This is a genomic window from Flavobacteriaceae bacterium, from assembly GCA_014075215.1.
In the GTDB taxonomy this organism is placed as follows: Bacteria; Bacteroidota; Bacteroidia; order Flavobacteriales; family Flavobacteriaceae; genus Polaribacter.
In genome coordinates, this window is record CP046177.1 from 3,981,877 (window position 1) to 4,005,960 (window position 24,084).

Here is a 24,084-nt window from a genome sequence, read left to right on the forward strand (position 1 = left end):
AATGAATACGTTCAATTTTACAATTATATATAGATTTCTGGGGCTTACTGCCATTTTGAATGGTGTTTTTATGTTGATTGCTTTTCCTCTTAGTTTTTTTAATCGGGAACCTGAAGGGTGGGGCATCTTAAATGCTGGAATCATTACTATTTGTATTGGATTACTACTCTATTCTTTTAATAAACCCAAACATACCTCTATTCAAAAAAAAGAAGGGTATTTAATTGTTACCCTGGGGTGGCTAATGCTTTCTTTAACAGGGATGTTACCCTATCTTTTCACGGGAAGTATTCCTACCATTACTAACGCTTTTTTCGAGACTATTTCCGGGTACTCCACAACAGGAGCTTCTATTGTAACTGATGTTGAATCAATGCCGAAAGGAATTTTGTTTTGGCGCAGTGCAACTCATTGGATTGGCGGAATGGGAATTATTGTATTGACCATAGCAATTCTTCCTCTGTTAGGTATCGGTGGTATGCAATTGTTTAAAGCGGAAGCTCCCGGGCCTTCTACTGATAAATTGCATCCGAGAATTACCGATACGGCAAAGCGATTATGGCTTATATATGTGACCCTGACCTTTTCGGAATTTTTTCTGCTAAAAATAGCCGGAATGACTTGGTTTGACGCCATTAACCATGCTATGGCAACGGTCAGTACCGGGGGGTTTTCTACTAAAAATAACAGCATTGCTTTTTATAATCATTTGCCTTTAATACAGTATATTATTATCTTTTTTATGCTGGTTGCCGGGACGAATTTTATACTCACGTATTTTGCTTTAAAAGGAAAACTTAAAAAGGTTTTTCAAAGTGAGGAATTTAAGTATTATCTATTTGGGATTGTTAGTGTTTCCATAGTTATTACAGTGATCATTTTCTTTTTTAAGGATGAAAATTTACGTACGACGATTATACATCCCGAAATTTATGGAAAAGCAGAAAGCGCTATCAGGCATGCTTTATTTCAGGTAACTTCAATAGTCACTACCACCGGTTTTGTAACAGCAGATTTTACCATGTGGAGTTTTTTTGCTACCGGAATTTTCTTTGCTCTGTTTTTTGTAGGCGGATCGGCAGGTTCTACTTCGGGAGGCGTTAAAGTTGTAAGGCATATCGTAATGTTGAAAAATAGCTTTTTGGAGTTTAAGAAAGCACTACATCCTAATGCTATTATTCCGGTAAGATTTAATCGTAAGGTTGTAAACCCATCTATTGTATTTAATGTCCTTTCTTTTTTTATTATTTACATGCTTATTTTTATCATAGCTTCTGTTATTTTTACATTTCTGGGTCTGGATTTTATATCAGCATTAGGCGCAGCTGCCTCTTCTCTGGGTAATATTGGCCCTGCAATTGGCAGCGTTAGTCCTGTAAACACTTTTGCCCATCTAAGTGGCGCTGCAAAATGGTTTTGTTCTTTTTTAATGTTAATAGGCAGATTGGAATTATTTACGGTTCTTATATTACTGACTCCGTTTTTCTGGAGAAAAAATTAAAAGGTTGAAAGATTAAAGGATTCAAAGAATTCAAAGATTGAAGGAATACTGTAGTAATGATGTTTAGCTATCTAAACGGGTATTTAAACTATAAATTTTCCTTATACCACTATAAGAAAAATTGATAATAATAAAAAAACTGACACTTCCTGACTTGTCTGCTATTTATTGGGTTCAAAAATTTAGTTTTGATAATCAGTAGTTTATCTTCAAAAAAGTGTACTTTGACCGTACTAATTGGGTCAAATGCTACATGTCAGAGTCATCAAAACCAAAGGGGATTCTAAATCCGTACAGGTATATCATTACCAAAAAAGCAAACGCGTTATCGTTAAGCACATTGGTTCGGGTTCTACTGAACAGGAGATAACTGCTCTATTAGAAATGGCTAAAGTTTTCATAGCAGACCACACTAAGCAAGTCTATTTATTTGAAGAACAGCAACCCAATGAGCAAGACGTTTTGCTTAGTCAATGCGTTTACTTGGGTTCTTACTACACATTCTTATATGATATCCTTAGATCAATACAACATCACATAGGCTATACCTTAATAACAGATAGCTTACTTAATGATTTAGCTTTGATGCGTATTGTAGAACCCGCTTCAAAGCTTCGCTCGATAGTATTAATGGAAAGCTATTTTGGTATTGTTCATAGACACCAAGGTTATTACGAGTCAGTTCTAAAGTCTTTAGAGTTAAAACATGCCATAGAAAAACAAACTCTAAAATTTGCCAAGACAGATTATGGTTTTGACTTTTCAATGGTATTCTATGATGTAACCACCCTTTATTTTGAGAGTTTTACAGCTGATGAACTTCGTAAAACAGGATTTTCAAAAGATGGCAAAGCACAACAGCCTCAGATATTAGTAGCACTTTTGGTAACACCTCAAGGTTTTCCTGTGGGATACCATGTCTTTTCCGGTAATACTTTTGAGGGGTATACGCTAATACCAGTCATTCAGGATTTTATTAAAAAGCACAAGGTAAAGCACTTTACCGTAGTTGCAGATGCCGCCATGATAAGTGCCGATAACATACAAGCACTAAAACAAGAAGACATCCACTACATTGTAGGTGCTAGATTAGGCAACCTGTCTTCGGATATGTTAACCCAAATAGATAACGCTTTAAAAAGAGAAGATGGCAAAAATATAAGGCTCAAAACAGATAAAGGTTCTTTAATCTGTAGTTTTTCTAAAAAGAGATATAACAAAGACAAGCACGAGATGAACAAGCAAATAGATAAAGCCAAAAATCTTATGCAACAACCCTCAAAAATCAAAAAAGTAAAGTTTATAAAAACTGATAATAGCAAAACTAGTCTCAATGAAGAACTCATTGCAAAAACCAAAATGCTACTTGGAGTAAAAGGCTATTACACCGACATTAAAGCTAATGTCGTAAATAATGCAACAATCATCAAAAATTATCACGAACTCTACAGGGTAGAGCAAGCCTTTAGAGTATCAAAGAACGATTTGAAAACCAGACCTATCTTTCACTTTAAATCACACACCATACAATTGCACATACCCATCTGCTTTATGGCATTAGCCGTATCAAAACATATTGAAATAAAAACAGGTGTGTCAATTAGAGCATTTCTAACTCAATGCAAAATGATAACTGATGCTCGACTTATTAATCAAATAAACAATAAAGAAATTAAAATGCGTGTCCCTGTCTCCAAGGAACTAAGGAAAATTATAGCCAAATTGAGCCTACCGAACTAATTCGGACAAGTTAGGATTTTCCTTATACCACTATAAGAAAAATTGATAATAATAAAAAAACTGACACTTTTTGGGCTTTTAAATTGCTAATGCTGTCAAAAAATGAGGTTATAAACATACTTCATTAGACACAATTAAGAAAATGGATAAAAAAACAATAGCTTCTTATTATAGATGAATAGACAATGTTGCTGTGATATGTTTATTATCGATCTTTAACTCCGCAGGATCCACTTGGGCAAATTGCGGGTAAAAATTATAGAGACCGGTTCTGTTGTCGTCACTATATGCAACATCTATTTTAACATTATCGAAAGAATACCCGGCTCCAAAAGTATATCTTTTCAGGTTGTCTGAATCTATAGCATTAGCATCCGGGCTTTCCCGATAGGTATATCCTCCTCTTACGCTTAAATCGTCAAACCTCCATTCGGCACCAATATTAAAATTATGGGTATTTCTCAACTGGTCTCTAAAAAATTGGTTTTCTACCGAAAAGTTGGCTCCCGACAAATTAATCCCGCGATAATTTTTAGAAATATAATCGAAGCTAATCAATCCGCTTTTTCCAAAAACAATGGCAGCACTCGCAGTGAATTTACCGGGAGTTCTCAATTGATAGATAAACCTTTGATTCGGGAAAAAACCGTCTGCTGTATTACTATAAATAGTAGTATTATTACTTACTTCAATTCGGGTATCTCCTAAATAGCCATCATTATTTACAATATTGGATTCTTCCAACAGTTCATTATACCAGGTTGGAGTTTGATAAGATAATCCGAATCGAAAACGATCATCTGCTTTGTACAAAAAACCGGCACTTAATGAAAATCCTGTTCCGAATGTAAAAGCTTCCTGATAAAAATTCGCATTTAACGTATTCCCGTTTCCATCATTATTTCTCTCTTGTAATGTGGAACGTTGTGAAAATCTTATATTATATGTGTTTATGGTAGCTCCTATATTTAATTTTTCTTTATACTGGGCAGCAAAAGCAAAATTATACTCGGCAATGTCTCCGTTAAATGTATTATCAAAATTTTGATTTTCTGCAGTGGTATACATAAGCGCAGGATCATTTGTATCTAAAGGAAACGAATTAAAAGAAGCAAAACCACTATTCCCCGAAGCACTAAAGTTATTGTCAAAATCTATTTTAATTCTGTAATTAAATCCAATGGCGAATTTTTCCCAGCCTGAAGTATTGAAATCCTCGTAAACGAAAACTCCTCCGGCATTAGATAATACAAAATAATCTCTGCTTGTAGTGATGGTATTTCCATAATAAGTGGTTCTGTAATCCGTATTTCTGGAGTTTAATGATGCGGAAATAAGACTACCATTGAAAATAGTAAGGCCCGCCGGATTGATATTCATAGATGAAATATCCCCGCCAAGAGCTCCAAATGCTCCTCCCATAGCTCTAAACCTTGCGGTTCCGTTATTATCGTCTTGTGAAAACAGGATTGATAAATCTTCATAGCCCAGTGATTGAGCACTTAAGCTCATACTAATAAGCATTAAGACCGGGATGAATATATATTTTTTCATCTATAAATAATTATTTCATGATTCATACTATAGCGCCTTTAGCTATAAAGAATAGTATATTTATTGTATGGTAGTTATCTATCCTCTTTTGCGGCTGCTACCTCTTGAAGAAAAACCTCCTCTTGACGGACTTGAACTTCGGCTTCTCACAGATGAGGAACGGGTACGTGAAGGGCTATAAGACCGGCTTCTTACGGAAGATGATCGAGTGCGTGTTCTTGCAGAGGATGACGACCGAACCCGTGTTGTTCTTCGTTTTGGAATACTTCTAACTCTTGGTTCCGAACTCCTGACATTGTTAGTTCTTGTTCGTACAGTATGATTCCTTCTTATGGATGAAGTTCTTCTATTAGTGGCCACTCTCCTGTTGTTGCTAACAGCTCTTCTGGTATTCGTAACAAAATTCCTCCGAGTGTTCGTTCTGTTATACCTTGTATTAGCAGCATAGCCATCTCTTCTATAATTTCTATAATAGTAGTTATTATACCTGTTTACTCCGTACCACCCGCCATAATACGGGGGGCAATAATACGGATTGTAAACTCCTCCATAAAACCCTCCGTAAAAACCATATGGGCCAAATACACCATAATTATATCTCCAGGGACGTCCGTAAAACCACGGATTAAATGTATTATAATATCCAAAACCAAATCTCCAGTAATCCCATGCTAACCAATAATTTTGCAAATCACTTATCCCATTATCTACGACTATCAGTGTCGTGGTATTGTTTGATCCCCAGGAATTACCATTAGGGCGATAATCTATAGAATCACTTTCCACGATTACTCCTCCTTCATCCTCACTATAGGATGAATATCCGTCAATATCTGTTCCGTTTATCAAATCCAGTCTTCGGACTTCAGAGGTAAAATAATTTTTTTCATGATCCCGATGCTCTTCGGAACCGGCAACAATTATTCGGGGATCTCTTTCCTCTGATGCATAAATGCCATCATTATTTACAGATCTGTATGTGCCGCAAGAAGCTATTAATACTGTAACAAAAAATAAATAAAATAAGCTTTTGAAGTTTTTGAATGTGGTAGTTTTGAATTGCATAATCAAATGATTTGGAAAATGAATATAAACCGGTAAAACAAATTTAACATAAATTTCACTATCATACTAATTAGCAATAGTTGTGCCAAAGTATAAACATAATTAAAAAGTTTAGGTAGCAAGACTGTATTTTCGGTTAAGGAAGATGGAGCGCTTCGCTGTAAGAATCAAGAATATTGACAACATAGGAATAACCGGATCATCATTTTTATAACTTTTAAACAAAAGATAAAAAGACTTTGGAAATAATTGGCATTTTTTAATCAAACAACAATGGTAGTATATAGAAGAATAAATTTAAATACTTTGGCAGTGCACTCATCTTTTTGTACTAATTTTACGAGAATTTGTAAAATCATTATATCCTATTTTCCGGAAAAAATAGTATGGAATGTAAAAGTAAGTAATAATGAGTCATAAATTAACAAAAAGAGAAGAAGATTATTCGAAATGGTATAATGAATTAATTGTAAAAGCAGATTTGGCTGAGGCCTCTTCCGTAAGAGGTTGTATGGTCATCAAACCTTACGGCTATGCTATCTGGGAACGTATGCAGCAAGAACTCGACAAAATGTTTAAAGAAACGGGCCACGTAAATGCTTATTTTCCGTTATTTGTTCCTAAAAGTCTTTTTGAAGCAGAAGAGAAAAATGCCGAAGGTTTTGCAAAAGAGTGTGCTGTTGTTACGCATTACAGATTGCAAAACGATCCGGATAATGAAGGAAAGCTAAGAGTAGACCCCCGGGCAAAGCTGGAGGAAGAACTCATTGTAAGGCCTACATCCGAAGCTGTTATCTGGAATACGTATAAAGGCTGGATACAGTCCTATAGAGATTTGCCACTACTGATTAATCAATGGGCAAATGTGGTTCGTTGGGAAATGCGTACACGATTATTTTTAAGAACCTCCGAATTTTTGTGGCAGGAAGGACATACGGCTCATGCTTCCGAAGCAGAGGCAATAGCCGAATCTAAGCAAATGCAGAAAGTATACGCGACATTTGCAGAAGAATTTATGGCAATGCCCGTTATCAGAGGGTTTAAATCCGAAAGCGAACGCTTTGCCGGAGCATTGGAAACCTATACTATTGAAGCGTTAATGCAAGACGGAAAAGCACTGCAAGCGGGAACCTCTCATTTTTTAGGACAAAATTTTGCAAAAGCATTTGATGTAAAATACACTCCCAAAGAAGGAAAGCAAGAATATGTTTGGGCAACGTCCTGGGGAGTTTCCACCAGATTGATAGGCGGGCTGATTATGACTCATTCCGATGACCTTGGATTGGTATTGCCTCCTAAATTGGCTCCAATCCAGGTAGTAATTGTTCCTATATATAAAGGAGAAGAACAATTAGCGTTGATTTCTGAAAAAGTACATGTTTTGGTAAAAGAATTAAAGAGTAAAGGAATATCGGTAACATTTGACGATAGAGATACTTTACGCCCGGGAGCTAAGTTTGCCGAATATGAATTAAAAGGCGTCCCGATAAGAATTGCCATCGGTAAAAGAGACATGGAAAAGCACACTGTGGAAGTAGCAAGAAGAGATATTTTAGAAAAACAAACAATAGCTCAGGAAGGGTTATCCGATTATATTCTACACCTACTGGGTGATATTCAGGATTATTTGTTTCAAAAATCCCTTACATATAGAAATGAACACATAACAGAAGTGTATTCTTTTGATGAATTTAAAGAAGTTATAGAAAATAAAGGCGGTTTTGTATCGGCTCATTGGGATGGAACCGCAGAAACAGAAGCCAAGATCAAAGAATTAACTAAAGCCACTATAAGGTGCATTCCTAACGATGCAAAACAGGAAGAAGGAAAATGCATCTTAACGGGCAGTATATCTAAGAAAAGAGTCTTATTTGCAAAGGCATACTAAATTTTGAGAAAAACTGTTGCAAAATTTTAAAAACGTTGTATATTTGCGTCCGCTATTGAAGATGTATTCTTCGTAGTGTTTATGGTCCGTTCGTCTAGGGGTTAGGACGCCAGGTTTTCATCCTGGTAACACGGGTTCGATTCCCGTACGGACTACAGTTTTAAAAACAAATAAAAATATATGGCAAATCATAAATCAGCATTAAAAAGAATTAGAAGTAACGAAGCTAAAAGGTTGCGGAACAGGTACCAGCATAAAACTACTCGTAATGCCGTTAGAGATTTGCGTGCTACCACAGATAAAAAAGAAGCAGGAGGGATGCTCGGAAAAGTGATATCAATGTTAGATAAACTAGCTAAAAATAATATCATTCATAAAAATAAAGCAGCCAACTTAAAATCTAAACTAACAAAGCACGTTGCTACACTATAAAATCGTAGTAGTTAATGTATCAAATAAAGCAGTCGTCTAAAAAATACTTTTTTAGCCGGTTTTCTCTTTTTAATATCATATAGATTCAACCAATTTCCAAGTATTTATATTATTTCTCAAGATTGGGCTATTTTATTGCTCTTTTTGGGATTAGAAAATATAATTTACTCCTAAACCAAATACTTCTTTAAATTGTACTCTGCCGGAAATATTAGTATCCATAATTGTATGGAAATTCAAATTGGTAGCTAAATACTTGTTTATTTGCATTACAATATTAAGTTGATAATTGATATCGATATTTTGAGGTTTATCCAAATAATTAGTATAGGCATCAAAAATATTTTCTACACTTACATTTTTCATGACTATAGCTTTATAAAAGACAGAAGCATAAAACCCCAATTCATAATGAGGTGTTTTCCCGATATTGGTTCCGTATTGCCCGGAAAAACTGCTACTGACAAAAGTAGCCTTTAATGTTGAAGGTGCCAGGTTTATTTTAAAATTAGCAGACTTATTGTATGCAATACCCGGTCCGAAAGTCAAATACCCCGGAGCAAAAAATCTTGAAGTTTCCGTTTTAGGATTCGTAGTATAATCATATCCTGTCGTAAACTGAGAGCGAACATTTACAAAGAATGAATAAGACCAGTTTTTAGAAGCTCTTTTCCCAACCAGCGAATTAAACTCAAAATAGTCATCCGTTTTTCTGGTTTCATTCCCGCTGATTTTACTAATCCCGTATTTGGTAATAATTTTGGTATCCCAGTTCCAGTTTTCTTTTTTATAATTAAAATCGTAATTGATACTTACCGTTCCGGAGATAGCATTTTCTCCTCCTCCAACCCAATTAGAAAAAGAAGATTGGTTGAATAATAAGGTAAAAACACCTTTCTTTGTCCAATTAGAAACCGTGTCTTTGACAATTGAATCTGTTTTCTTTTCTTGTGCATTGACCGGTAGGTTCATCAGGCTAAAACATATGATTATCATTTTTTTCATCTTCATCAAATTGGGGGTAAAAGTAGAAGTTTTATTATTGAACTCATTTAAACTTTTTCAATTTGCTAAAAAATGGCTGTTTTCCGCTCCGTTTTTGTCTTTTTCTCCTTCCGTAGTGCTACTATGCAACTCAAAAAAGCCTTCAACAGAGCTAAAAACTTCTAATTTTCGCTTACATCCAAAAAGTGTAAATGAGTTCATTGAATTCGTTTACACTTTTGTAGCTTTCAAACTTGAAACTGCCTAAAAATCCCGGGAAAAGTTATTTACTCTTTTTGTATAAGGGAACCGTAGAACAGGCTTCGCCATACATCATTTTCCCGACGACAGGTTGTAGTTTTTGTGCTAACCATGTAAAAGCAGAAGCAGGAATCGGTTTATCAGCACAACCTTTAATAATAACAGGCTTATCAATATAGTCGACAATGCTCATATCCTCAATACCTTTTTGAAAAAGAACCGTTTCTAATAGCTCCAAATTTCCTACGACAACGGTTATGGCATATGGCGCTAATTCGGCAGAAAGTAACAAATAAGCCCAGGAAGGAATAATAACATCCTCGGAACAGGTCAGGGCTACATACTGTCCCTTATATTGAGTCCAGTCATGACCTTTTACATGCTCACGAAAATCTTTTTCTTTTAAAACAATTCCTTCATACAGCCAATCTTTAATATCAAAAAGAACACGCTCTCCTTCAGGATACAATTCCTCCAAATCAATTGTGATTAATTTGCTGTTGGCAACCCTATTTATTATTTCTTCTTCCATGTAGTGCAGTATATTATTTTGATTTTACTTTCTTTTATAACATTCCCAACTCTAACTTTGCTTCTTCACTCATCATATCTTGTGTCCAGGCAGGATCAAAAGTAATTTCCACGGCTGCATTGTTAATCTCTTTTAAAGATTTCACTTTTTCCTCGACTTCCAAAGGAAGTGATTCTGCTACGGGACAATTAGGCGATGTCAGTGTCATTAATATCTTTGCATCGTTATCTTCGTTTACAAAAACATCATAAATTAATCCAAGTTCATAGATATCTACAGGTATTTCCGGGTCGTAAATAGTTTTTAAAACCCTTACAATTTTATCTCCTATTTCTTCTATAAGTTCTTCCGTCATTTCTTCAAAAATTATTTGACAAAGATACTATTAATTTGCCGTATTTGCCTGATGAGTAACAGCATATAATTTGATTTGTTTTATCATGGAAACCAACCCGTTTGCCCTTGTTGGAGAAAGGTGTTCCTGCAAGCCGATTTCATCTATAAAAACCGTATCCGAAGCCAAAATAGCAGTGGCGGGCTGATGTGTATACACTCTTAGTAATAATGCAACAATTCCCTTGGTAAGTATAGCATCACTATCGGCAGTGAAAACAAGAACGTCATTAACCGTTTCAGCATGCAGCCAAACTTTGGACTGGCAACCTTTGATCAGGTTTTCATCCAATTTATATTGAGGGTCAATTACAGGGAGTGACTTCCCTATTTCTATAATGTATTCGTAACGTTCCATCCAATTATCAAACATTGAAAACTCATCAATAATTTCTTTTTGTATTTCTTTAATTGTCATTTTTAAAACCTATTTTTGAACTTTGTAAATCCGCACTGCAATTTTGCAGTAAAATTACGGCAAAAAAACAAGAAATGGGTACATTATTAGCGGTTGGAACGGTTGCTTTTGACACAATTGAAACGCCATTTGGCAAAACAGATAAGATTTTAGGAGGTTCCGGTACATTTATCGGGTTGGCAGCATCTCATTTTGGAATAAAAACAGCTGTTGTTTCCGTAGTGGGAGGAGATTTCCCTTTATCGTATTTAAAGATGATGAATAAAAAAGGAATTGATACGGAGGGTATAGAAATTATTAAAGAAGGAAAAACATTTTTTTGGAGTGGTAAATACCACAATGATATGAATGTTCGTGATACATTGACCACCGAATTAAATGTATTGGAGCATTTCAAACCAGTAGTCCCGAAAAGCTTTGAAAACGCACCTATTGTCATGTTAGGGAATTTACATCCGTTAACACAAACGTCCGTTTTGGATCAAATGCAGAAAAAGCCAAAATTGGTAGTACTGGATACCATGAATTTTTGGATGAATACGGCATTGGAAGATCTACATAAGGTGTTAAAACGAGTAGATGTGATCACCATCAATGACGATGAAGCACGCCAGCTAAGCGGAGAATATTCACTGGTAAATGCAGCGAAAAAAATTCACGGAATGGGCCCTGAATATGTAGTGATTAAGAAAGGAGAACACGGTGCGTTGCTATTTAATGAAGAAAAGATGTTTTTTGCTCCTGCATTGCCCCTGGCAGAAGTTTTTGACCCAACAGGAGCAGGCGATACTTTCTCCGGAGGTTTCTGTGGTTACTTAGCAAAAACAGAAGACATTTCTTTTGAAAATATGAAAAACGCTATTATTTACGGTTCTAATCTGGCATCGTTTTGTGTAGAAAAATTTGGAACAGAACGAATGGAGCATTTGCAAAATGATGAAGTAGAAAAACGACTAAACGTTTTTAAAGAATTGACACAATTTGATATCAACCTGAATTGATCAAATTAATGACAAGAAATCGCAAATTGTACTTTCCAAACCTCAACGGATTGCGATGTATTGCGGCTTGTTTTGTAATTATCAATCATACGGAGCAGTTCAAATATTTTTATGGCATAGGTGATGGCGTGCTATCCCCGTCAGTAAAAAATATAGGAAAATTGGGAGTCATGCTTTTCTTTGTACTAAGCGGGTTTTTAATTACTTCCCTGCTTCTCTCGGAAGAACGTATTTTCGGAACCATACATACAAAAAAGTTTTATATCCGGAGGCTCTTAAGAATCACTCCACTGTATCTATTACTCATTTTCTTAGTTTTCTTTGTGATACAACATGTTTCTTTTTTGGAAATCCCCCGAATGAGAAACCCGATAGAGGAAAACTTTACTACGATAGTAGTGTTGCACCTGTTCTTTTTGCCCAATTTAACAACGGCTATCTATGGTTTTCTCCCGTATATCGCACAAGCATGGTCTATAGGAACAGAAGAACAATCTTATTTGTTGTGGCCTTTGCTATTAAAGCGATGTAAAAAAAACCGATTAATCCTTATGGCAGGTATTATTTTATTTTATGTCCTAATACGAATTGTGCTAAAACTATTCTTTTTGACAGTCCCCCACTATGAAATAATTGCTAAGTTTTGGAGGCATTTTAATATAGATGCCATCGCAACAGGAGGTATTTTTGCAGTATTGCTGTTTAAAAAGCATCGCATACTCAAATTCGTTGTACATCAAAAAACTTTTTACATTACACTTACAGGAGTATCCATATTACTCTTATCAGGGCACCGTTCCTTATTTTCATTATCTTGCCTATTCCGTTTTATTTGGTATTATCATTATCAATTTAGCAGCAAATACACACTTAAAAAAAGCGCTGGAAGGATAGATGCTTCATTATTTAGGCCAAATCTCATACGGAATATATATGTACCATTTTATAGTAATGATTTTGGTACTCATGTTAGTATCGAAATATAAAATAGCAACCGACTGGGTAATTTATCCTTTGATAGCAATCGGAACGATAGCAATCGCTTCCTTTTCTTATCATTATTTTGAAGCTATTTTCTTAAAATTGAAAACAAAATATACATATATCAAAAGCGGTGGAAGTAACTTTTAATCGACTACATACTATGTTAAGAGTAAATAAACCTAATTTGGTAAACTACTAAACAAACAAAAAATGAGCGATGCATTAAAACACGAATGTGGTATTGCAATGGTTCGGTTAAAACAACCATTACAATTTTACAAAGACAAATACGGAACAGCATTTTACGGGTTAAACAAAATGTATCTGCTAATGGAAAAGCAACACAATCGGGGTCAAGACGGTGCAGGTTTGGCAAGTGTAAAGTTCAATGTAAAACCGGGAAGCAGATATATAAGCAGAGTTCGTTCCAATAAATCACAACCCATCCAACATGTGTTTACCAAGATCAATGACAGACTGAATACTGCTTTCAAAAAAAATCCGACAAAGATAGACAATGTCGCTTGGCAGGAAGAACATATGCCCTATATAGGAAACCTGTTTTTAGGACATGTGCGCTATGGAACTTTTGGTAAAAATAGTATGGAGAGTGTACATCCTTTTTTACGCCAGAGCAACTGGAAGCATCAGAATTTGATAGTAGCAGGAAATTTTAATATGACCAATTCCATGCAATTGTTGGATGAATTGATAACATTGGGGCAACACCCTAAAGAATTTACTGATACGGTAACCGTAATGGAAAAAATAGGTCATTTTTTAGAAGAAGAAGTTGCCGATTTATACATACAAGCCAAAGAAAAAGGGATGACTAAAATGGAAGCTTCACCCTATATAGAAAAACATCTGGATATACAAAGAATCTTACAACGCTCTTCGAAAAACTGGGATGGAGGGTATGCAATAGCGGGACTCTTAGGCCATGGAGATGCCTTTGTATTAAGAGACCCTTCAGGCATTAGGCCCGCTTATTTTTATGAAGATGACGAAATTGTAGTAGTTGCTTCGGAAAGGCCTGTCATTCAAACCGTTTTTAATGTTCAAATAGAAGCAGTAAAAGAATTGGAAAGAGGTCATGCTCTGATTATCAAAAAAAACGGAACTGCTTCTATCAAACCTATATTAAAACAAAAAGAAAAAAAATCGTGTTCCTTTGAACGCATTTATTTTTCCAGAGGCAGTGATGCATCTATTTATAAAGAAAGAAAAAATTTAGGGAAATATGTATTTCCACAAGTATTAAAATCTATCAATCGCGATATTTCAAACACCGTTTTTTCGTTTATCCCCAATACGGCAGAAACTTCTTTTTACGGAATGATAGAAGCTGCGGAAGACATTCTAAATGAACAAAAGACAGCAAAAATATTAGCAGGAGGAAAAGCACTATCTGCCCGAAGAGTGACAGAAATTTTATCTGAAAGACCGCGCTTTGAAAAAATTGCCGTTAAAGATGCAAAACTAAGAACTTTTATTGCCGACGATACCAGTAGAGACGACCTGGTAGGCCATGTGTACGATGTTACCTACGGAGTTGTAAAACCTACAGACAATCTGGTCATTATAGATGACAGTATTGTACGAGGAACTACACTTAAGAAAAGTATTATTAAGATTTTAGATCGCTTAAACCCCAAAAAAATTATCATTGTGTCTTCGGCACCGCAAATTCGCTACCCTGATTGTTACGGAATTGATATGGCGAAAATTAACGATTTTATAGCTTTTAAAGCTGCTTTGGAACTATTAAAAGAAATCGATAGATTTCACATAGTTGATGAAGTTTACAAAAAAGCCATCACACAAAGGAATCTGGAAGATGCAGCTATTATAAATCATGTAAAAGAAATATATGCACCGTTTTCAACCGAAGAGATTTCAGCGAAAATAGCACAAATGCTAAAGACCGAAGAGATTAGAGCAACAGTAGAGGTCATTTATCAATCCGTAACACATTTGCATAAGGCATGCCCTGAAAATTCGGGAGACTGGTATTTTACCGGGAATTATCCTACAGACGGAGGGCACAGAGTGGTCAATGAGGCTTTTATTAATTTTTATGAGGGGAATAATAAGAGAGCGTATTAGTGCCTTCATTGTTATATAGCTATAAAATACTAATCTATTCGATTTTAAATAATAACGGCTTACTTTATTGGCGCCCGATGAATTTCAAAATATTAAAATTTGAATGTCCGTTTAGATACCTGGAAGAAACATTAGAACATTTTGAATAAAATAAAAATAGTACTCCGAATGGTATGATTACCGGAAGAACATTTGAAAAAACATTGAGTTATGACAAAGATAAAAAGGTTAATAACTACAAGCTATATAATGTTAAATATTGCCTAACAAGGTATTGGTGTTAAAAAAACTTTCTACTCTTGTTAGAAATAATTATGAAAAAAGAAGCAAAATTGCTCTTTTTTCCACACATACATAGTAATTAACCCCTGGCAAATTGCTAGTCTAAAAATTTACCTACCATGATAAATGTATTGTCGAGCACTGCTCTTTTACTGGTTTATTTTTTATCAATTGCATATAGGCTCCAGAGTGAAAGAATATTACCAGATAAAAATAGTATGAGCCCTAAAAATCTATATTTTATAAAAAAAGTCCAAAGTAAAAAAGTATGGCTCAGCCGTACTTTTTGTATGGCTCCAACAGCTCTATGGGATTGAACGAAAAGCTAGATTATACACAAAGACATCAGCTCCGATTGGAACAGGCACTACCTATTTGTAATCAGCCAGAAAAATGGATTGCCGGTGAGTATAAAAACACACTTCCTAAATCTGCAATAGGAAAAGCCATGGCATATTGTCTTACCAGATGGGGCAATCTGATTGCCTACCTACATGATGGTGCTTTGGAGATTGACAACAATCTGGTAGAAAACGCTATCAGACCTGTGGCACTGGGGAGAAAGAATTACCTCTTTGCAGGATCACACAAGGCTGCGCAAAATGCAGCCATGATCTATTCCTTTTTCGCCACCTGCAAAAAACACAATATCAACCCATACCAATGGCTACACTATGTACTCCAAGTCATACAGGACTATAAGGTCTCTAAACTAACTGAACTACTACCGCAGAATTTTAACCAAACAAAATGAAAAAACAAATAGGGACAAGGTAGAACCTTATTTCCTAATATCTTATAACTACTTGCTCATGGGCATACTTTTAAGGACAATTGAAGTGGTTTAAACTTTTTATGACCATAAAAAAAGGTTGTCGATATTTGCGTTTCACCTATGGGTGGAGGGAATTATAATTTGCTTCAACATCACGATAAGGTATATAAATGGAAGGATGGCACAAAAAACAAATAAATTTGGGTTTCTTCCAATTCTAAAATAATTACTGAACCACATTTCAAGAATAATTCCTAAATATACTGCCAAAATCATCAAAACGCTATGTGTAGATGCCCAAAAAACAATACTATTTGCAATTTTACCCTTATACCCTCCCTTTTTAATTCTTTTATACTGCCAAATTGAAATAGGGAGTGTACATAGTGTAGTTAGTACTATCTCCAAAGAAATATATCCCAAAAGGTAAATTATAATAAGAAATGAATAAGAAAAAATATGACTAAAACCGTAAATCAAAATAGTTCTTTTTGGACCTAATCCAACAACTAAGGTTCTTTTATTCACGATCAAATCACTCTCATAATCACACAAGTTCATGATCATCATTCTCGCAAATTGGACTACAAAAGATGGAGCTAGCATAAAAAATACAGGCAAATAAATAAAACCACTTTGAATAACAAACCCCATCGAAGGCACTAAATAAACTAATATAATAGCAACCGATAATTCACTTAGCTTTCTATAATTGAAAGAAAAAGGAGGAGCGGTATAAAATCACCCCAAAAATAAACCTCCAAATAAGATCAATTTAGAGCCAAAGTTGGGAAGAAATAAGCCTAACGCCGTCGTTAAAAAAAGCAGTAAATACGCTGCAGAAATACTCATATTTGGATTTAAATCCCCATTAGCCAAAACTCTACTCCCGCCTGTCCATTTTGTAAATGAAAGATTTGCTTTATCTGCTTCCAAATCATAATACTCATTACAATAATGGGTCATCAAATGAATGGACCATACCAATACCAAACCTAAAATATAACTGTTTAAATTAATATTTTCTATATCAGCATATAAGCATAATGTCATTCCCAATGTATAAGACAAAGCACTGTACACTAAGAATTTTAACCTCCCCAACTTAATCAGATCATATATGGGAGAGATTTTTTTAATTTTTACAGGATTTAACGGTTTAATTTTATTTAAAGGCATATAATGCGAATCAAGGGTTGAGAATTATGATAAAAAAACAAGTTTAAATTGTTGAATTTCAGCGCAATAAACTTGTTTAGATTATTGATATTCAGTATCTTAATGTTAATTCAACAAAACTATTTTGGATACAAAACTCAGTAATTGGAAAGACAAGTTAGTAAAAACCTATGACTATGTAGGTCAAAAATTTGAAGAAACACGGCATTTTCATAAAAAACTTATAGAGATCAGTAGATAATTTCATAACTTATATAGGATGGTGTCCTAAAAAAGCACTTTTAGTAAATGATTTTAAAAAGTCACTAAAAATCAATACGTTAAGTATTAAATACTACTCTTTTTAGAGCAGTATCTAAGGTTCTTTGAAATCATAAAATTTGTTAAAGCCTGTAAAAACTAGGTTTTGTATTGCTTTATGTCCTAAATTAGCACCTGAAAAATAAGTACTATGAAATGTAAAAATTGTTATTAGGTGAATTACATTTATGAGAATGGAGTGTTGCAATTTTTTAGTACTCTTGAGAGTTATGTAAAACATGAGTTAGGAGAATTTAAAGTATGTCTATCGGTACAAAGACCACTTGGGCAATGTTCGACTATCCTATACGGATACCGATGATTCTGGGGATATATCAAAAATGAGATTATCCGGGAGAATCACTACATGCCATTTGGGCTCAAAATACGTGGATTTAACAATGTGGTAAATTCCAGTAGAAACAGTGTTGCAGAAAAAAGAATGTTTGGAGGAAAAGAGTGCAATGAAGAACTGGGTTTAAACTGGTATGATATTACGGCTCGCAATTACGACCTTGCTTTGGGACGTTGGGTGAACTTGGATCCGCTAACAGAATTAATGTTTGGACACTGTCCTTATAACTACGCATTTGATAATCCTATTTATTTTATATATCCGGATGGTATGACCCCAAGAGAATATGGGCCACAAACAGGATATTATAATGATGGACGTGGTAATATTGTTTATGATCCTAATATTAATAACCAAAAAGATGTGGATGATTTAGGTTTATACGGTGCTACTTATATCGGCGATGTTTATTATGATGAAAGTTCAGGAACTTATTATGATGAGCAGGGCAAAATACATGAAAATAGATATTTCAATTGGCAATGTATGTGTTACCGATGGAGTTTTTCAAGGTGGTGGAGTAATTTAGGATCAGATTTTAAAGGTACGGCTGTAGATCGTATAGGTTCCGGTTTTGTAATAAAAGGCAAAGCAAGCGGAAGCGGCGGTCTGAATACCAGATCTAACCACCCGGAAGATGACATTGAAATTCCGGAAGAAGTAATCAATGCATTAAAAGGTATTACGGGTAAGTTTAAAGGAGCAACTGGTAGAAAGAAAGTAAGTCTTTAAGTAATGGAATGAAAGATGCTAAAAAAGTTAAAAGAATAGTTACAGAGACAAAGAAAATAATAAATGGAGAGGGGATATATTCTGATACTACTTTAAGTGTTCAAAACTTTACGGTTGGAGATACTACCAATTTTATACTAGTGTTATACCAATTTTAAATTGTAAAGTATGATTGTAACTTACTTATTAAAGCTCTTTATCCTGAGCTAAATAATAAGAATAATACTATATTTTCAGAAGCTTCTTTAACACTTTAGGATCATCATTATTATTCCAAAATAGCAACAATTCAATAGTTTTAATGTCTTCAAAATAATCAAAATATAAAATAGTTTGCTTGGAAATCACAAATGATCGTAAATTACTTTTTTCAGATACCTTTCCTTCTATAATTCCAGACTCTAGCTTTTTGACAAAGTCATCAACCAAATCCATGAAATCAATGATTTCAGTAATTGTCCATTTTTCACTTATTTTTCTAATTCCTTAGCATAGGAAAGTTCGGTAGTAGACGTTCAGGTAACTTTCATGGACTTATCCTGTAATGCCATATTGCTTTCGGAAATCTCAATGCACAAGAGATTGCTGAAGTAGCACACCTGCGTCCGGCTGTGTCCGGAGTAGTAAAAGACCCGGACACGTACTCTATATAATTTACTATACATGAAAGATCCAAAACTACTATCTTTACTGCTTTAAAAATGAATTGAAGTTCATGTTAAAAGAATATGATGTTATTGTTATAGGGGGTGGACCCGGAGGGGGGCAGTGTGCAAGAGAATTATCAGCTAAAGGACATAAAACACTTTTAGTAGAACGATATAAAAGTTTTGAGGAGAATAATTTCTCGAGTGCAGGGATGACACTAGGTCCGTTAGAGGAGTTTGGCATCCCTAAAAGTGTGATTGGAGCTTATTGGAGTCATTTAAGGATACAATGTTCTAAAAACTTATATCACTGGAAAGGAGATCAAAGAAAAGGGGTTGTGTTGGATTTTGGACGATTGCGTCAATTTCTTGCTGATGAAACTCTTAAGAACGGTGGCTATGTTTTAATGGGATATCGTTATACAAAAAAAACGATGGCAGATGATGGTATTATCGCCGAATTTAAAAATACCGAGTCTTCGGAAATCATCCGATTAAAAACAAAATTGTTAGTAGATGCCACAGGGCCTTTAAGAAAAGTGATGTTCGATTCTAAAGAAGCGCAACCCAAAATGGTATATGGAAGCGGTATAGAATATGTGATTGAGGTATCTCAAAAAATATATGACAAATACAAAGAATCGCTGGTGTTTTTTCTAGGTCATAAATGGGCTTTAAAAGGGTATTCCTGGATTTTTCCAATGGAAAACAGGATTTTAAAAGTGGGTTCGGGAAAGGTTCATATTCAAGCTAAAGATGAAGAAAAGACGACAAAAACAACAAAGAAACTTACTGAAAAAATCATTAAAGAATACATAAAAGCCGATGATTATACACTAATAGATGTACATGGCGGTACTTTAAGGTATAGTCCCGGTATACGAGATACGTTCTACAAAAATAAAGTAATTGCCGTGGGAGATGCCGTGTCTACCGTAAATCCATTAGGCGGAGAGGGCATCAAATATGCCATGCAAAATGCTTCTTTAGCTGCTACGTATATGGATACGTATTTACAAAAAGGCAGTGCTGATTTTAAACAGTATAGAAAAATTTGGCGAAAAAAGCACCTCTTAAAATGGCAAATTAGTGAGGTTTCCAGCAGAAGAATGTATGGGAAATTTACAGATACGCAAATAGAAAAAAGAATTCATTATTTTCATAAAAGTACTGATATAAATGATTTAATTGATGTACTGTTTCATTTTAAATTTAAGCAGTTACTCAAGCGCATATTACAAGTTTATTATTTAAGATTTAAAGATCGTTGGGTCAAATAAAACACTCCATTGAACACACAAATTCTTTTTAAAAATATTGAGAAAAAAACGATCGTATGGTTTGAAAATTCAAACCAATATCTGGTAGTAGAAGTCATTCTTGCTGAAATTTTAAAAAAGCTATCTAATGGAATCGCATTGAATATCATAGCAAAAGAATTGGCTGAAGTGTTAGAAATACCTAAAGAAAAAGCCACTGATTTTATTTTAGATATTAAAAAAAATATACTTATTCCAAATCAGGAAAAAAAAGAAGTAATCCTCAACCGGTTTAAGAATATCACAATTCCTAAAGAGTTTGAGTATACAAATTATTACAGGATTCACGATATTGTTTTTAAGGTAGATTTTTCCAGTGAGTTAGAATTATCTTTAGTCCACCCCAAATTTGCATATTTGGAAATTCCCAAGTCTCAAAAATACAACTTCAATTATCATGTATTTAATAGCCATGGGACTACTTTTTTGTATGTAGGCAATACATATATTGGTAGTTGGTGTTATGATGATATTCATTATTTTCAAGGAAAAATCTCTATGCAGATAGTACAGCATATACATCATAAACCCGGAGAAGACTGGTTAGGTGTTTTCCATGCTTCTGCAGTTTCAGACGGCAAAAACGGGGTGCTTTTTTTGGGAGATTCGGGAAATGGAAAAAGTACTTCTTTGGCTTTGCTACAGGCAAATGGTTTTGATTGCATTGCAGACGATTTTGTGCCCGTAAGTGCTTTACAACAGGATATCTATTCTTTTCCTGCGGCAATTTCGATAAAGAAAAATAGTCTGAACACCTTATTATCTTTATATCCTGAGTTGGAAAATAGTGCAGAATATCATTTTAAAAGACTCAACAAAATAGTTCGTTTTTTGCCACTTAAAAATAAAAAATCAATTCGTAAAGTTCCATGTAAGGGTTTTGTGTTTATCAAATACGATCAAAATATCCAGTGTAATGTAAATAAAATTTCCAACACCATAGCTTTTGAAAAGCTGATTCCAGATTCGTGGTTATCACCATTATCAGAAAATGTAAAGGCATTTTTAGATTGGTATTCCGAAATTCCCTGTTATGAAATTATGTATTCCGACAATGACAGAATGATCTCGGAAGTTTCCAAATTATTTAAAAATGTCTTATAAAGAAACCCTATTCTTTGTGGCAAAATGTCTGACTATTTCTTTAGAAGATAAAAACTTTCTTATTGTGAAAGATAAAATAGTTAAAGGCTCGGTAGATTGGGATGCGATAGTAAAGGTAAGCACTGCACATTTTGTTTTTCCTGCACTGTATTGTAATTTAAAACGTAAAGAACTTTTACAATTCTTACCTGAAGATCTGGTTGCCTATATGAAGCACATTATAACCTTAAATAATGAAAGAAACCTGCAAATTATTCAACAAGCAAAACAGCTTGATTTTCTGTTAAAAGAAAATAATATACATCCTGTTTTTTTAAAAGGAACTGCATTTTTGTTGCAAGGGTTTTATGAAGAAATTTCAGAAAGGATGGTAGGCGATATCGATTTTATAGTTTCTCCCGAAGTGTATGAAGATACCATACAAATTTTAAAAAAGAATGGGTATACTAATAAAGATCACCTGTTGAATACTGTAAAAATAGGAAATCACTACCCCAGGTTGGTTCATGAAAATAAAATAGCTGCAGTTGAAATACACTTTCGAATTTTAAAACCTCCGTACGATAAAAGTTTTACTTATGAAACAGTAAAAAATAACATTTCAAAAACAGCAGAAAATAGTTATGTTTTAAATTATGACCACCAGGTGTTACACACCATTTTTAACAAACAGGCCAGTGATTATGGCTATTGGTATAAAACCATCTCCCTCAGAAACAATTACGATCTATTTCTTTTATCAAAGAAAACAAATACACTACAGGCAATAAAAAAATACAACCGACATTTTACTATTCTAAATACTTTTTTGGCAAGCTCTTCTTATATCTTTAATCACATTTCTTCTATTCATTTTGTCAACAATAAAAAGGCAGCGACATTTATAAAGCATCAAATAAAATTCTTAGATTTTCCTAAAAAAATGAATGCCAACAAAAAAATCTGGAATTTCTATTTTGAAAACAAATCAAGGTTACGAAAACTGAAATTAGCTTTTGTAAATAAAAATATGAGAAAGCATCTACTACATTTAATTTTTAAGCGCTAAATTCGTTTTTTCACCTCTTCAAAATCCAAACCTCCGTAATTTCCGGAACTCATGAATACAATTACTTTTTCTTCTAAACTTTGCCGGAAAAGAAATTCTTTAAAAGCATCGGAATTCGTATAAATAATTAAGTCATCTCGCTTAAACGCGTCCGCAATTTGACCAGGTGTAATTTCTTCTAACTGCTTTATTTTCAGGGCATCGGGCGAATAAAAAACAACCGCGGCGGTTGCTGCGTCCAAAGTGTCTTTATATTCCTTTAAAAATTTGGCATTCAGGCTACTATACGTGTGTAATTCCAAACACGCTATGAGTGTTTTTTGAGGGTATTGTTTCTTAAGAGCCATCGTGGTTGCCTTTACCTTACTTGGACTGTGTGCAAAATCTTTAAAAATAACCGAAGATGTAGTTTCGGCTATTTTTTCCAGTCTTTTACTCGCTCCCGTAAAACTTGTAATTGCCTCGTAAAAGTCATCTTCGTCAATACCCATATGTTGGCAAATCCATTTGGCGCCTGCCAAATTTTGAATATTGTGTTCTCCAAAAATTTCCAAAGGTATTGCGCCTTCGGAAGTATCGATATAGGTAGTATTGTTTTCTATAAAATGCTTTGGTGTTCTATAAGGATATTTTTTTACCGGATGTTCAGAATGTGCTACCATATCTTTCACAATCGGATCTTCTTCATTATATACCATAATTCCACCGGGTGTTAGAGAATCTACAAATATGCGAAACTGTTCCGTGTAATTTTCAAAAGTTGGAAATACATTGATATGATCCCAGGCAATTCCGCTCAGCAAAGCAATATTGGGTTTATATAAGTGAAATTTAGGCCTTCTGTCAATCGTTGAACTTAAATATTCATCGCCTTCCAAAACCATAAAGTCATTTTCTTTGGTCAGACACACCATCGTTTCAAAACCATCCAGTTGTGCACCTACCATATAATCTACTTCTTTGCCGTGATAATTCAATATATGTAACACCATAGAAGTGATCGTTGTTTTACCATGAGATCCACCGATGACTACTCTGGTTTTGTCTTTGGACTGTTCGTATAAAAACTCCGGATAGCTATATATTTTTACTCCTAATTCTTGCGCTTTTACTAATTCCGGATTGTTTTTTTTGGCATGCATCCCCAAAATAATACTATCTAACTCCAAAGAGATATTCTCGGGAAACCAGCCAAATTTTTCCGGTAGCAAACCATATTTCTCCAACCTGGATTTTGAAGGCTCATGTATCATGTCATCACTACCTGTTATCTGATACCCTTTAAGATGCAATGCTATTGCCAGATTATGCATGGCACTACCTCCTATCGCAATAAAATGGATGTTCATTTACTGAAGTTTAAAACACAAAGAGAACCTTTGCAAAATAGTAATATATTCTGTATTAAAATTGATTTGACTTCAAATTTCTTCCTTCTCGAAAATTTTAAATCCTCAAAACCGCCAGGTTATTCCGGTTCA

Annotated in this window: 21 protein-coding genes, 1 tRNA gene and 2 pseudogenes; 13 read left to right on the forward strand and 11 right to left on the reverse strand. The window is 34.5% G+C overall.

Annotation, left to right across the window (positions count from 1 at the left end; all coding sequences use genetic code 11):
- The first annotated feature begins 1 nt into the window (after position 1).
- Together GKR88_19785 and GKR88_19790 are read left to right on the forward strand one after the other, a co-directional pair.
- Positions 2 to 1,501, forward strand: a complete 1,500-nt coding sequence (locus tag GKR88_19785) for a TrkH family potassium uptake protein (protein ID QMU66304.1) — start codon at positions 2 to 4, stop codon at positions 1,499 to 1,501.
- A gap of 246 nt (positions 1,502 to 1,747) precedes the next feature.
- Positions 1,748 to 3,241, forward strand: a complete 1,494-nt coding sequence (locus GKR88_19790; GenBank protein QMU66305.1) for an IS1634 family transposase — start codon at positions 1,748 to 1,750, stop codon at positions 3,239 to 3,241.
- A gap of 168 nt (positions 3,242 to 3,409) precedes the next feature.
- Here GKR88_19790 and GKR88_19795 read toward each other — a convergent pair whose 3' ends face one another.
- Together GKR88_19795 and GKR88_19800 are read right to left on the reverse strand one after the other, a co-directional pair.
- The gene (locus tag GKR88_19795) at positions 3,410 to 4,795 is read right to left on the reverse strand and encodes a hemin receptor (GenBank protein ID QMU66306.1); all 1,386 of its coding nucleotides are present in this window, start codon (positions 4,793 to 4,795) and stop codon (positions 3,410 to 3,412) included.
- A gap of 78 nt (positions 4,796 to 4,873) precedes the next feature.
- Positions 4,874 to 5,860 carry a hypothetical protein gene (locus tag GKR88_19800; GenBank protein ID QMU66307.1) on the reverse strand — a complete coding sequence of 329 codons (987 nt, stop codon included), beginning with the start codon at positions 5,858 to 5,860 and terminating at the stop codon, positions 4,874 to 4,876.
- A gap of 409 nt (positions 5,861 to 6,269) precedes the next feature.
- Here GKR88_19800 and GKR88_19805 point away from each other — a divergent pair, with 409 nt between their 5' ends.
- The 3 genes from GKR88_19805 (at position 6,270) to GKR88_19815 (ending at position 8,180) form a co-directional block, all read left to right on the forward strand.
- Positions 6,270 to 7,748, forward strand: coding sequence for a proline--tRNA ligase (locus tag GKR88_19805; GenBank protein QMU66308.1), 1,479 nt, complete (start codon positions 6,270 to 6,272; stop codon positions 7,746 to 7,748).
- Positions 7,749 to 7,831: 83 nt separating this feature from the next.
- Positions 7,832 to 7,903: transfer RNA gene (locus GKR88_19810), tRNA-Glu, on the forward strand.
- Positions 7,904 to 7,928: 25 nt separating this feature from the next.
- Positions 7,929 to 8,180 carry a 30S ribosomal protein S20 gene (locus tag GKR88_19815; GenBank protein ID QMU66309.1) on the forward strand — a complete coding sequence of 84 codons (252 nt, stop codon included), beginning with the start codon at positions 7,929 to 7,931 and terminating at the stop codon, positions 8,178 to 8,180.
- Positions 8,181 to 8,330: 150 nt separating this feature from the next.
- On the opposite strand, the gene GKR88_19820 is transcribed toward GKR88_19815, so the two are convergent.
- From GKR88_19820 to GKR88_19840, 5 genes are all read right to left on the reverse strand, one after another.
- A complete protein-coding gene (locus GKR88_19820; GenBank protein QMU66310.1) occupies positions 8,331 to 9,185 on the reverse strand; it encodes a DUF3078 domain-containing protein in 855 nt (284 codons plus the stop codon).
- 57 nt (positions 9,186 to 9,242) lie between these two features.
- Complete coding sequence (locus GKR88_19825) at positions 9,243 to 9,386, reverse strand: hypothetical protein (GenBank protein ID QMU66311.1); 144 nt, start codon at positions 9,384 to 9,386, stop codon at positions 9,243 to 9,245.
- Between the two features lie 61 nt (positions 9,387 to 9,447).
- The gene (locus tag GKR88_19830) at positions 9,448 to 9,957 is read right to left on the reverse strand and encodes a DUF2480 family protein (GenBank protein QMU66312.1); all 510 of its coding nucleotides are present in this window, start codon (positions 9,955 to 9,957) and stop codon (positions 9,448 to 9,450) included.
- Between the two features lie 34 nt (positions 9,958 to 9,991).
- Positions 9,992 to 10,312, reverse strand: coding sequence for a DUF59 domain-containing protein (locus tag GKR88_19835; protein QMU66313.1), 321 nt, complete (start codon positions 10,310 to 10,312; stop codon positions 9,992 to 9,994).
- A 30-nt stretch (positions 10,313 to 10,342) separates the two neighbouring features.
- Positions 10,343 to 10,768, reverse strand: a complete 426-nt coding sequence (locus GKR88_19840; protein ID QMU66314.1) for a SufE family protein — start codon at positions 10,766 to 10,768, stop codon at positions 10,343 to 10,345.
- Between the two features lie 74 nt (positions 10,769 to 10,842).
- Between GKR88_19840 and GKR88_19845 the strand changes: the two genes are divergently transcribed.
- From GKR88_19845 to GKR88_19860, 4 genes and pseudogenes are all read left to right on the forward strand, one after another.
- Positions 10,843 to 11,769 (forward strand): sugar kinase, encoded by a 927-nt coding sequence (locus GKR88_19845; protein QMU66315.1) that lies wholly within the window; start codon positions 10,843 to 10,845, stop codon positions 11,767 to 11,769.
- A gap of 8 nt (positions 11,770 to 11,777) precedes the next feature.
- Complete coding sequence (locus GKR88_19850) at positions 11,778 to 12,755, forward strand: acyltransferase family protein (GenBank protein QMU66316.1); 978 nt, start codon at positions 11,778 to 11,780, stop codon at positions 12,753 to 12,755.
- A 208-nt stretch (positions 12,756 to 12,963) separates the two neighbouring features.
- On the forward strand, positions 12,964 to 14,862 hold the full coding sequence (locus tag GKR88_19855) for an amidophosphoribosyltransferase (GenBank protein ID QMU66317.1): 1,899 nt from the start codon (positions 12,964 to 12,966) through the stop codon (positions 14,860 to 14,862).
- A 628-nt stretch (positions 14,863 to 15,490) separates the two neighbouring features.
- Positions 15,491 to 15,835: pseudogene (locus tag GKR88_19860) on the forward strand (transposase).
- Between the two features lie 198 nt (positions 15,836 to 16,033).
- On the opposite strand, the gene GKR88_19865 reads toward GKR88_19860, so the two are convergent.
- On the reverse strand, positions 16,034 to 16,573 hold the full coding sequence (locus tag GKR88_19865; protein QMU66318.1) for a hypothetical protein: 540 nt from the start codon (positions 16,571 to 16,573) through the stop codon (positions 16,034 to 16,036).
- Positions 16,574 to 16,660: 87 nt separating this feature from the next.
- Positions 16,661 to 17,098, reverse strand: a complete 438-nt coding sequence (locus GKR88_19870) for a hypothetical protein (GenBank protein QMU66319.1) — start codon at positions 17,096 to 17,098, stop codon at positions 16,661 to 16,663.
- 667 nt (positions 17,099 to 17,765) lie between these two features.
- On the opposite strand from GKR88_19870, the gene GKR88_19875 reads away from it, so the two are divergent.
- Positions 17,766 to 18,485, forward strand: coding sequence for a hypothetical protein (locus GKR88_19875; GenBank protein QMU66320.1), 720 nt, complete (start codon positions 17,766 to 17,768; stop codon positions 18,483 to 18,485).
- 225 nt (positions 18,486 to 18,710) lie between these two features.
- Here GKR88_19875 and GKR88_19880 read toward each other — a convergent pair.
- Positions 18,711 to 18,988, reverse strand: a pseudogene (locus tag GKR88_19880) (hypothetical protein).
- A 212-nt stretch (positions 18,989 to 19,200) separates the two neighbouring features.
- Between GKR88_19880 and GKR88_19885 the strand changes: the two are divergent.
- From GKR88_19885 to GKR88_19895, 3 genes are read left to right on the forward strand one after another with little or no spacing between them, the layout of a single operon-like run.
- Complete coding sequence (locus GKR88_19885; protein QMU66321.1) at positions 19,201 to 20,412, forward strand: FAD-dependent oxidoreductase; 1,212 nt, start codon at positions 19,201 to 19,203, stop codon at positions 20,410 to 20,412.
- A gap of 9 nt (positions 20,413 to 20,421) precedes the next feature.
- On the forward strand, positions 20,422 to 21,555 hold the full coding sequence (locus GKR88_19890) for a hypothetical protein (GenBank protein QMU66322.1): 1,134 nt from the start codon (positions 20,422 to 20,424) through the stop codon (positions 21,553 to 21,555).
- Positions 21,545 to 22,603, forward strand: coding sequence for a hypothetical protein (locus GKR88_19895; GenBank protein QMU66323.1), 1,059 nt, complete (start codon positions 21,545 to 21,547; stop codon positions 22,601 to 22,603). Before GKR88_19890 ends, GKR88_19895 begins: the two co-directional genes overlap by 11 nt.
- On the opposite strand, the gene GKR88_19900 is transcribed toward GKR88_19895, so the two are convergent.
- Positions 22,600 to 23,952 carry a peptidoglycan synthetase gene (locus GKR88_19900; GenBank protein ID QMU66324.1) on the reverse strand — a complete coding sequence of 451 codons (1,353 nt, stop codon included), beginning with the start codon at positions 23,950 to 23,952 and terminating at the stop codon, positions 22,600 to 22,602. The two genes, GKR88_19895 and GKR88_19900, sit on opposite strands and share 4 nt — an antisense overlap.
- Positions 23,953 to 24,084 lie beyond the last annotated feature (132 nt).

Excerpts from the sequence above, each read along its gene's own strand:
- GKR88_19785 (QMU66304.1), top strand. The coding sequence starts at position 2 with ATGAATACGTTCAATTTTACAATTATATATAGATTTCTGGGGCTTACT.
- GKR88_19790 (QMU66305.1), top strand. The coding sequence starts at position 1,748 with ATGCTACATGTCAGAGTCATCAAAACCAAAGGGGATTCTAAATCCGTA.
- GKR88_19795 (QMU66306.1), bottom strand. The coding sequence starts at position 4,795 with ATGAAAAAATATATATTCATCCCGGTCTTAATGCTTATTAGTATGAGC.
- GKR88_19800 (QMU66307.1), bottom strand. The coding sequence starts at position 5,860 with ATGCAATTCAAAACTACCACATTCAAAAACTTCAAAAGCTTATTTTAT.
- GKR88_19805 (QMU66308.1), top strand. The coding sequence starts at position 6,270 with ATGAGTCATAAATTAACAAAAAGAGAAGAAGATTATTCGAAATGGTAT.
- GKR88_19815 (QMU66309.1), top strand. The coding sequence starts at position 7,929 with ATGGCAAATCATAAATCAGCATTAAAAAGAATTAGAAGTAACGAAGCT.
- GKR88_19820 (QMU66310.1), bottom strand. The coding sequence starts at position 9,185 with ATGAAAAAAATGATAATCATATGTTTTAGCCTGATGAACCTACCGGTC.
- GKR88_19825 (QMU66311.1), bottom strand. The coding sequence starts at position 9,386 with ATGAACTCATTTACACTTTTTGGATGTAAGCGAAAATTAGAAGTTTTT.
- GKR88_19830 (QMU66312.1), bottom strand. The coding sequence starts at position 9,957 with ATGGAAGAAGAAATAATAAATAGGGTTGCCAACAGCAAATTAATCACA.
- GKR88_19835 (QMU66313.1), bottom strand. The coding sequence starts at position 10,312 with ATGACGGAAGAACTTATAGAAGAAATAGGAGATAAAATTGTAAGGGTT.
- GKR88_19840 (QMU66314.1), bottom strand. The coding sequence starts at position 10,768 with ATGACAATTAAAGAAATACAAAAAGAAATTATTGATGAGTTTTCAATG.
- GKR88_19845 (QMU66315.1), top strand. The coding sequence starts at position 10,843 with ATGGGTACATTATTAGCGGTTGGAACGGTTGCTTTTGACACAATTGAA.
- GKR88_19850 (QMU66316.1), top strand. The coding sequence starts at position 11,778 with ATGACAAGAAATCGCAAATTGTACTTTCCAAACCTCAACGGATTGCGA.
- GKR88_19855 (QMU66317.1), top strand. The coding sequence starts at position 12,964 with ATGAGCGATGCATTAAAACACGAATGTGGTATTGCAATGGTTCGGTTA.
- GKR88_19865 (QMU66318.1), bottom strand. The coding sequence starts at position 16,573 with ATGGGGTTTGTTATTCAAAGTGGTTTTATTTATTTGCCTGTATTTTTT.
- GKR88_19870 (QMU66319.1), bottom strand. The coding sequence starts at position 17,098 with ATGCCTTTAAATAAAATTAAACCGTTAAATCCTGTAAAAATTAAAAAA.
- GKR88_19875 (QMU66320.1), top strand. The coding sequence starts at position 17,766 with ATGCCATTTGGGCTCAAAATACGTGGATTTAACAATGTGGTAAATTCC.
- GKR88_19885 (QMU66321.1), top strand. The coding sequence starts at position 19,201 with ATGTTAAAAGAATATGATGTTATTGTTATAGGGGGTGGACCCGGAGGG.
- GKR88_19895 (QMU66323.1), top strand. The coding sequence starts at position 21,545 with ATGTCTTATAAAGAAACCCTATTCTTTGTGGCAAAATGTCTGACTATT.
- GKR88_19900 (QMU66324.1), bottom strand. The coding sequence starts at position 23,952 with ATGAACATCCATTTTATTGCGATAGGAGGTAGTGCCATGCATAATCTG.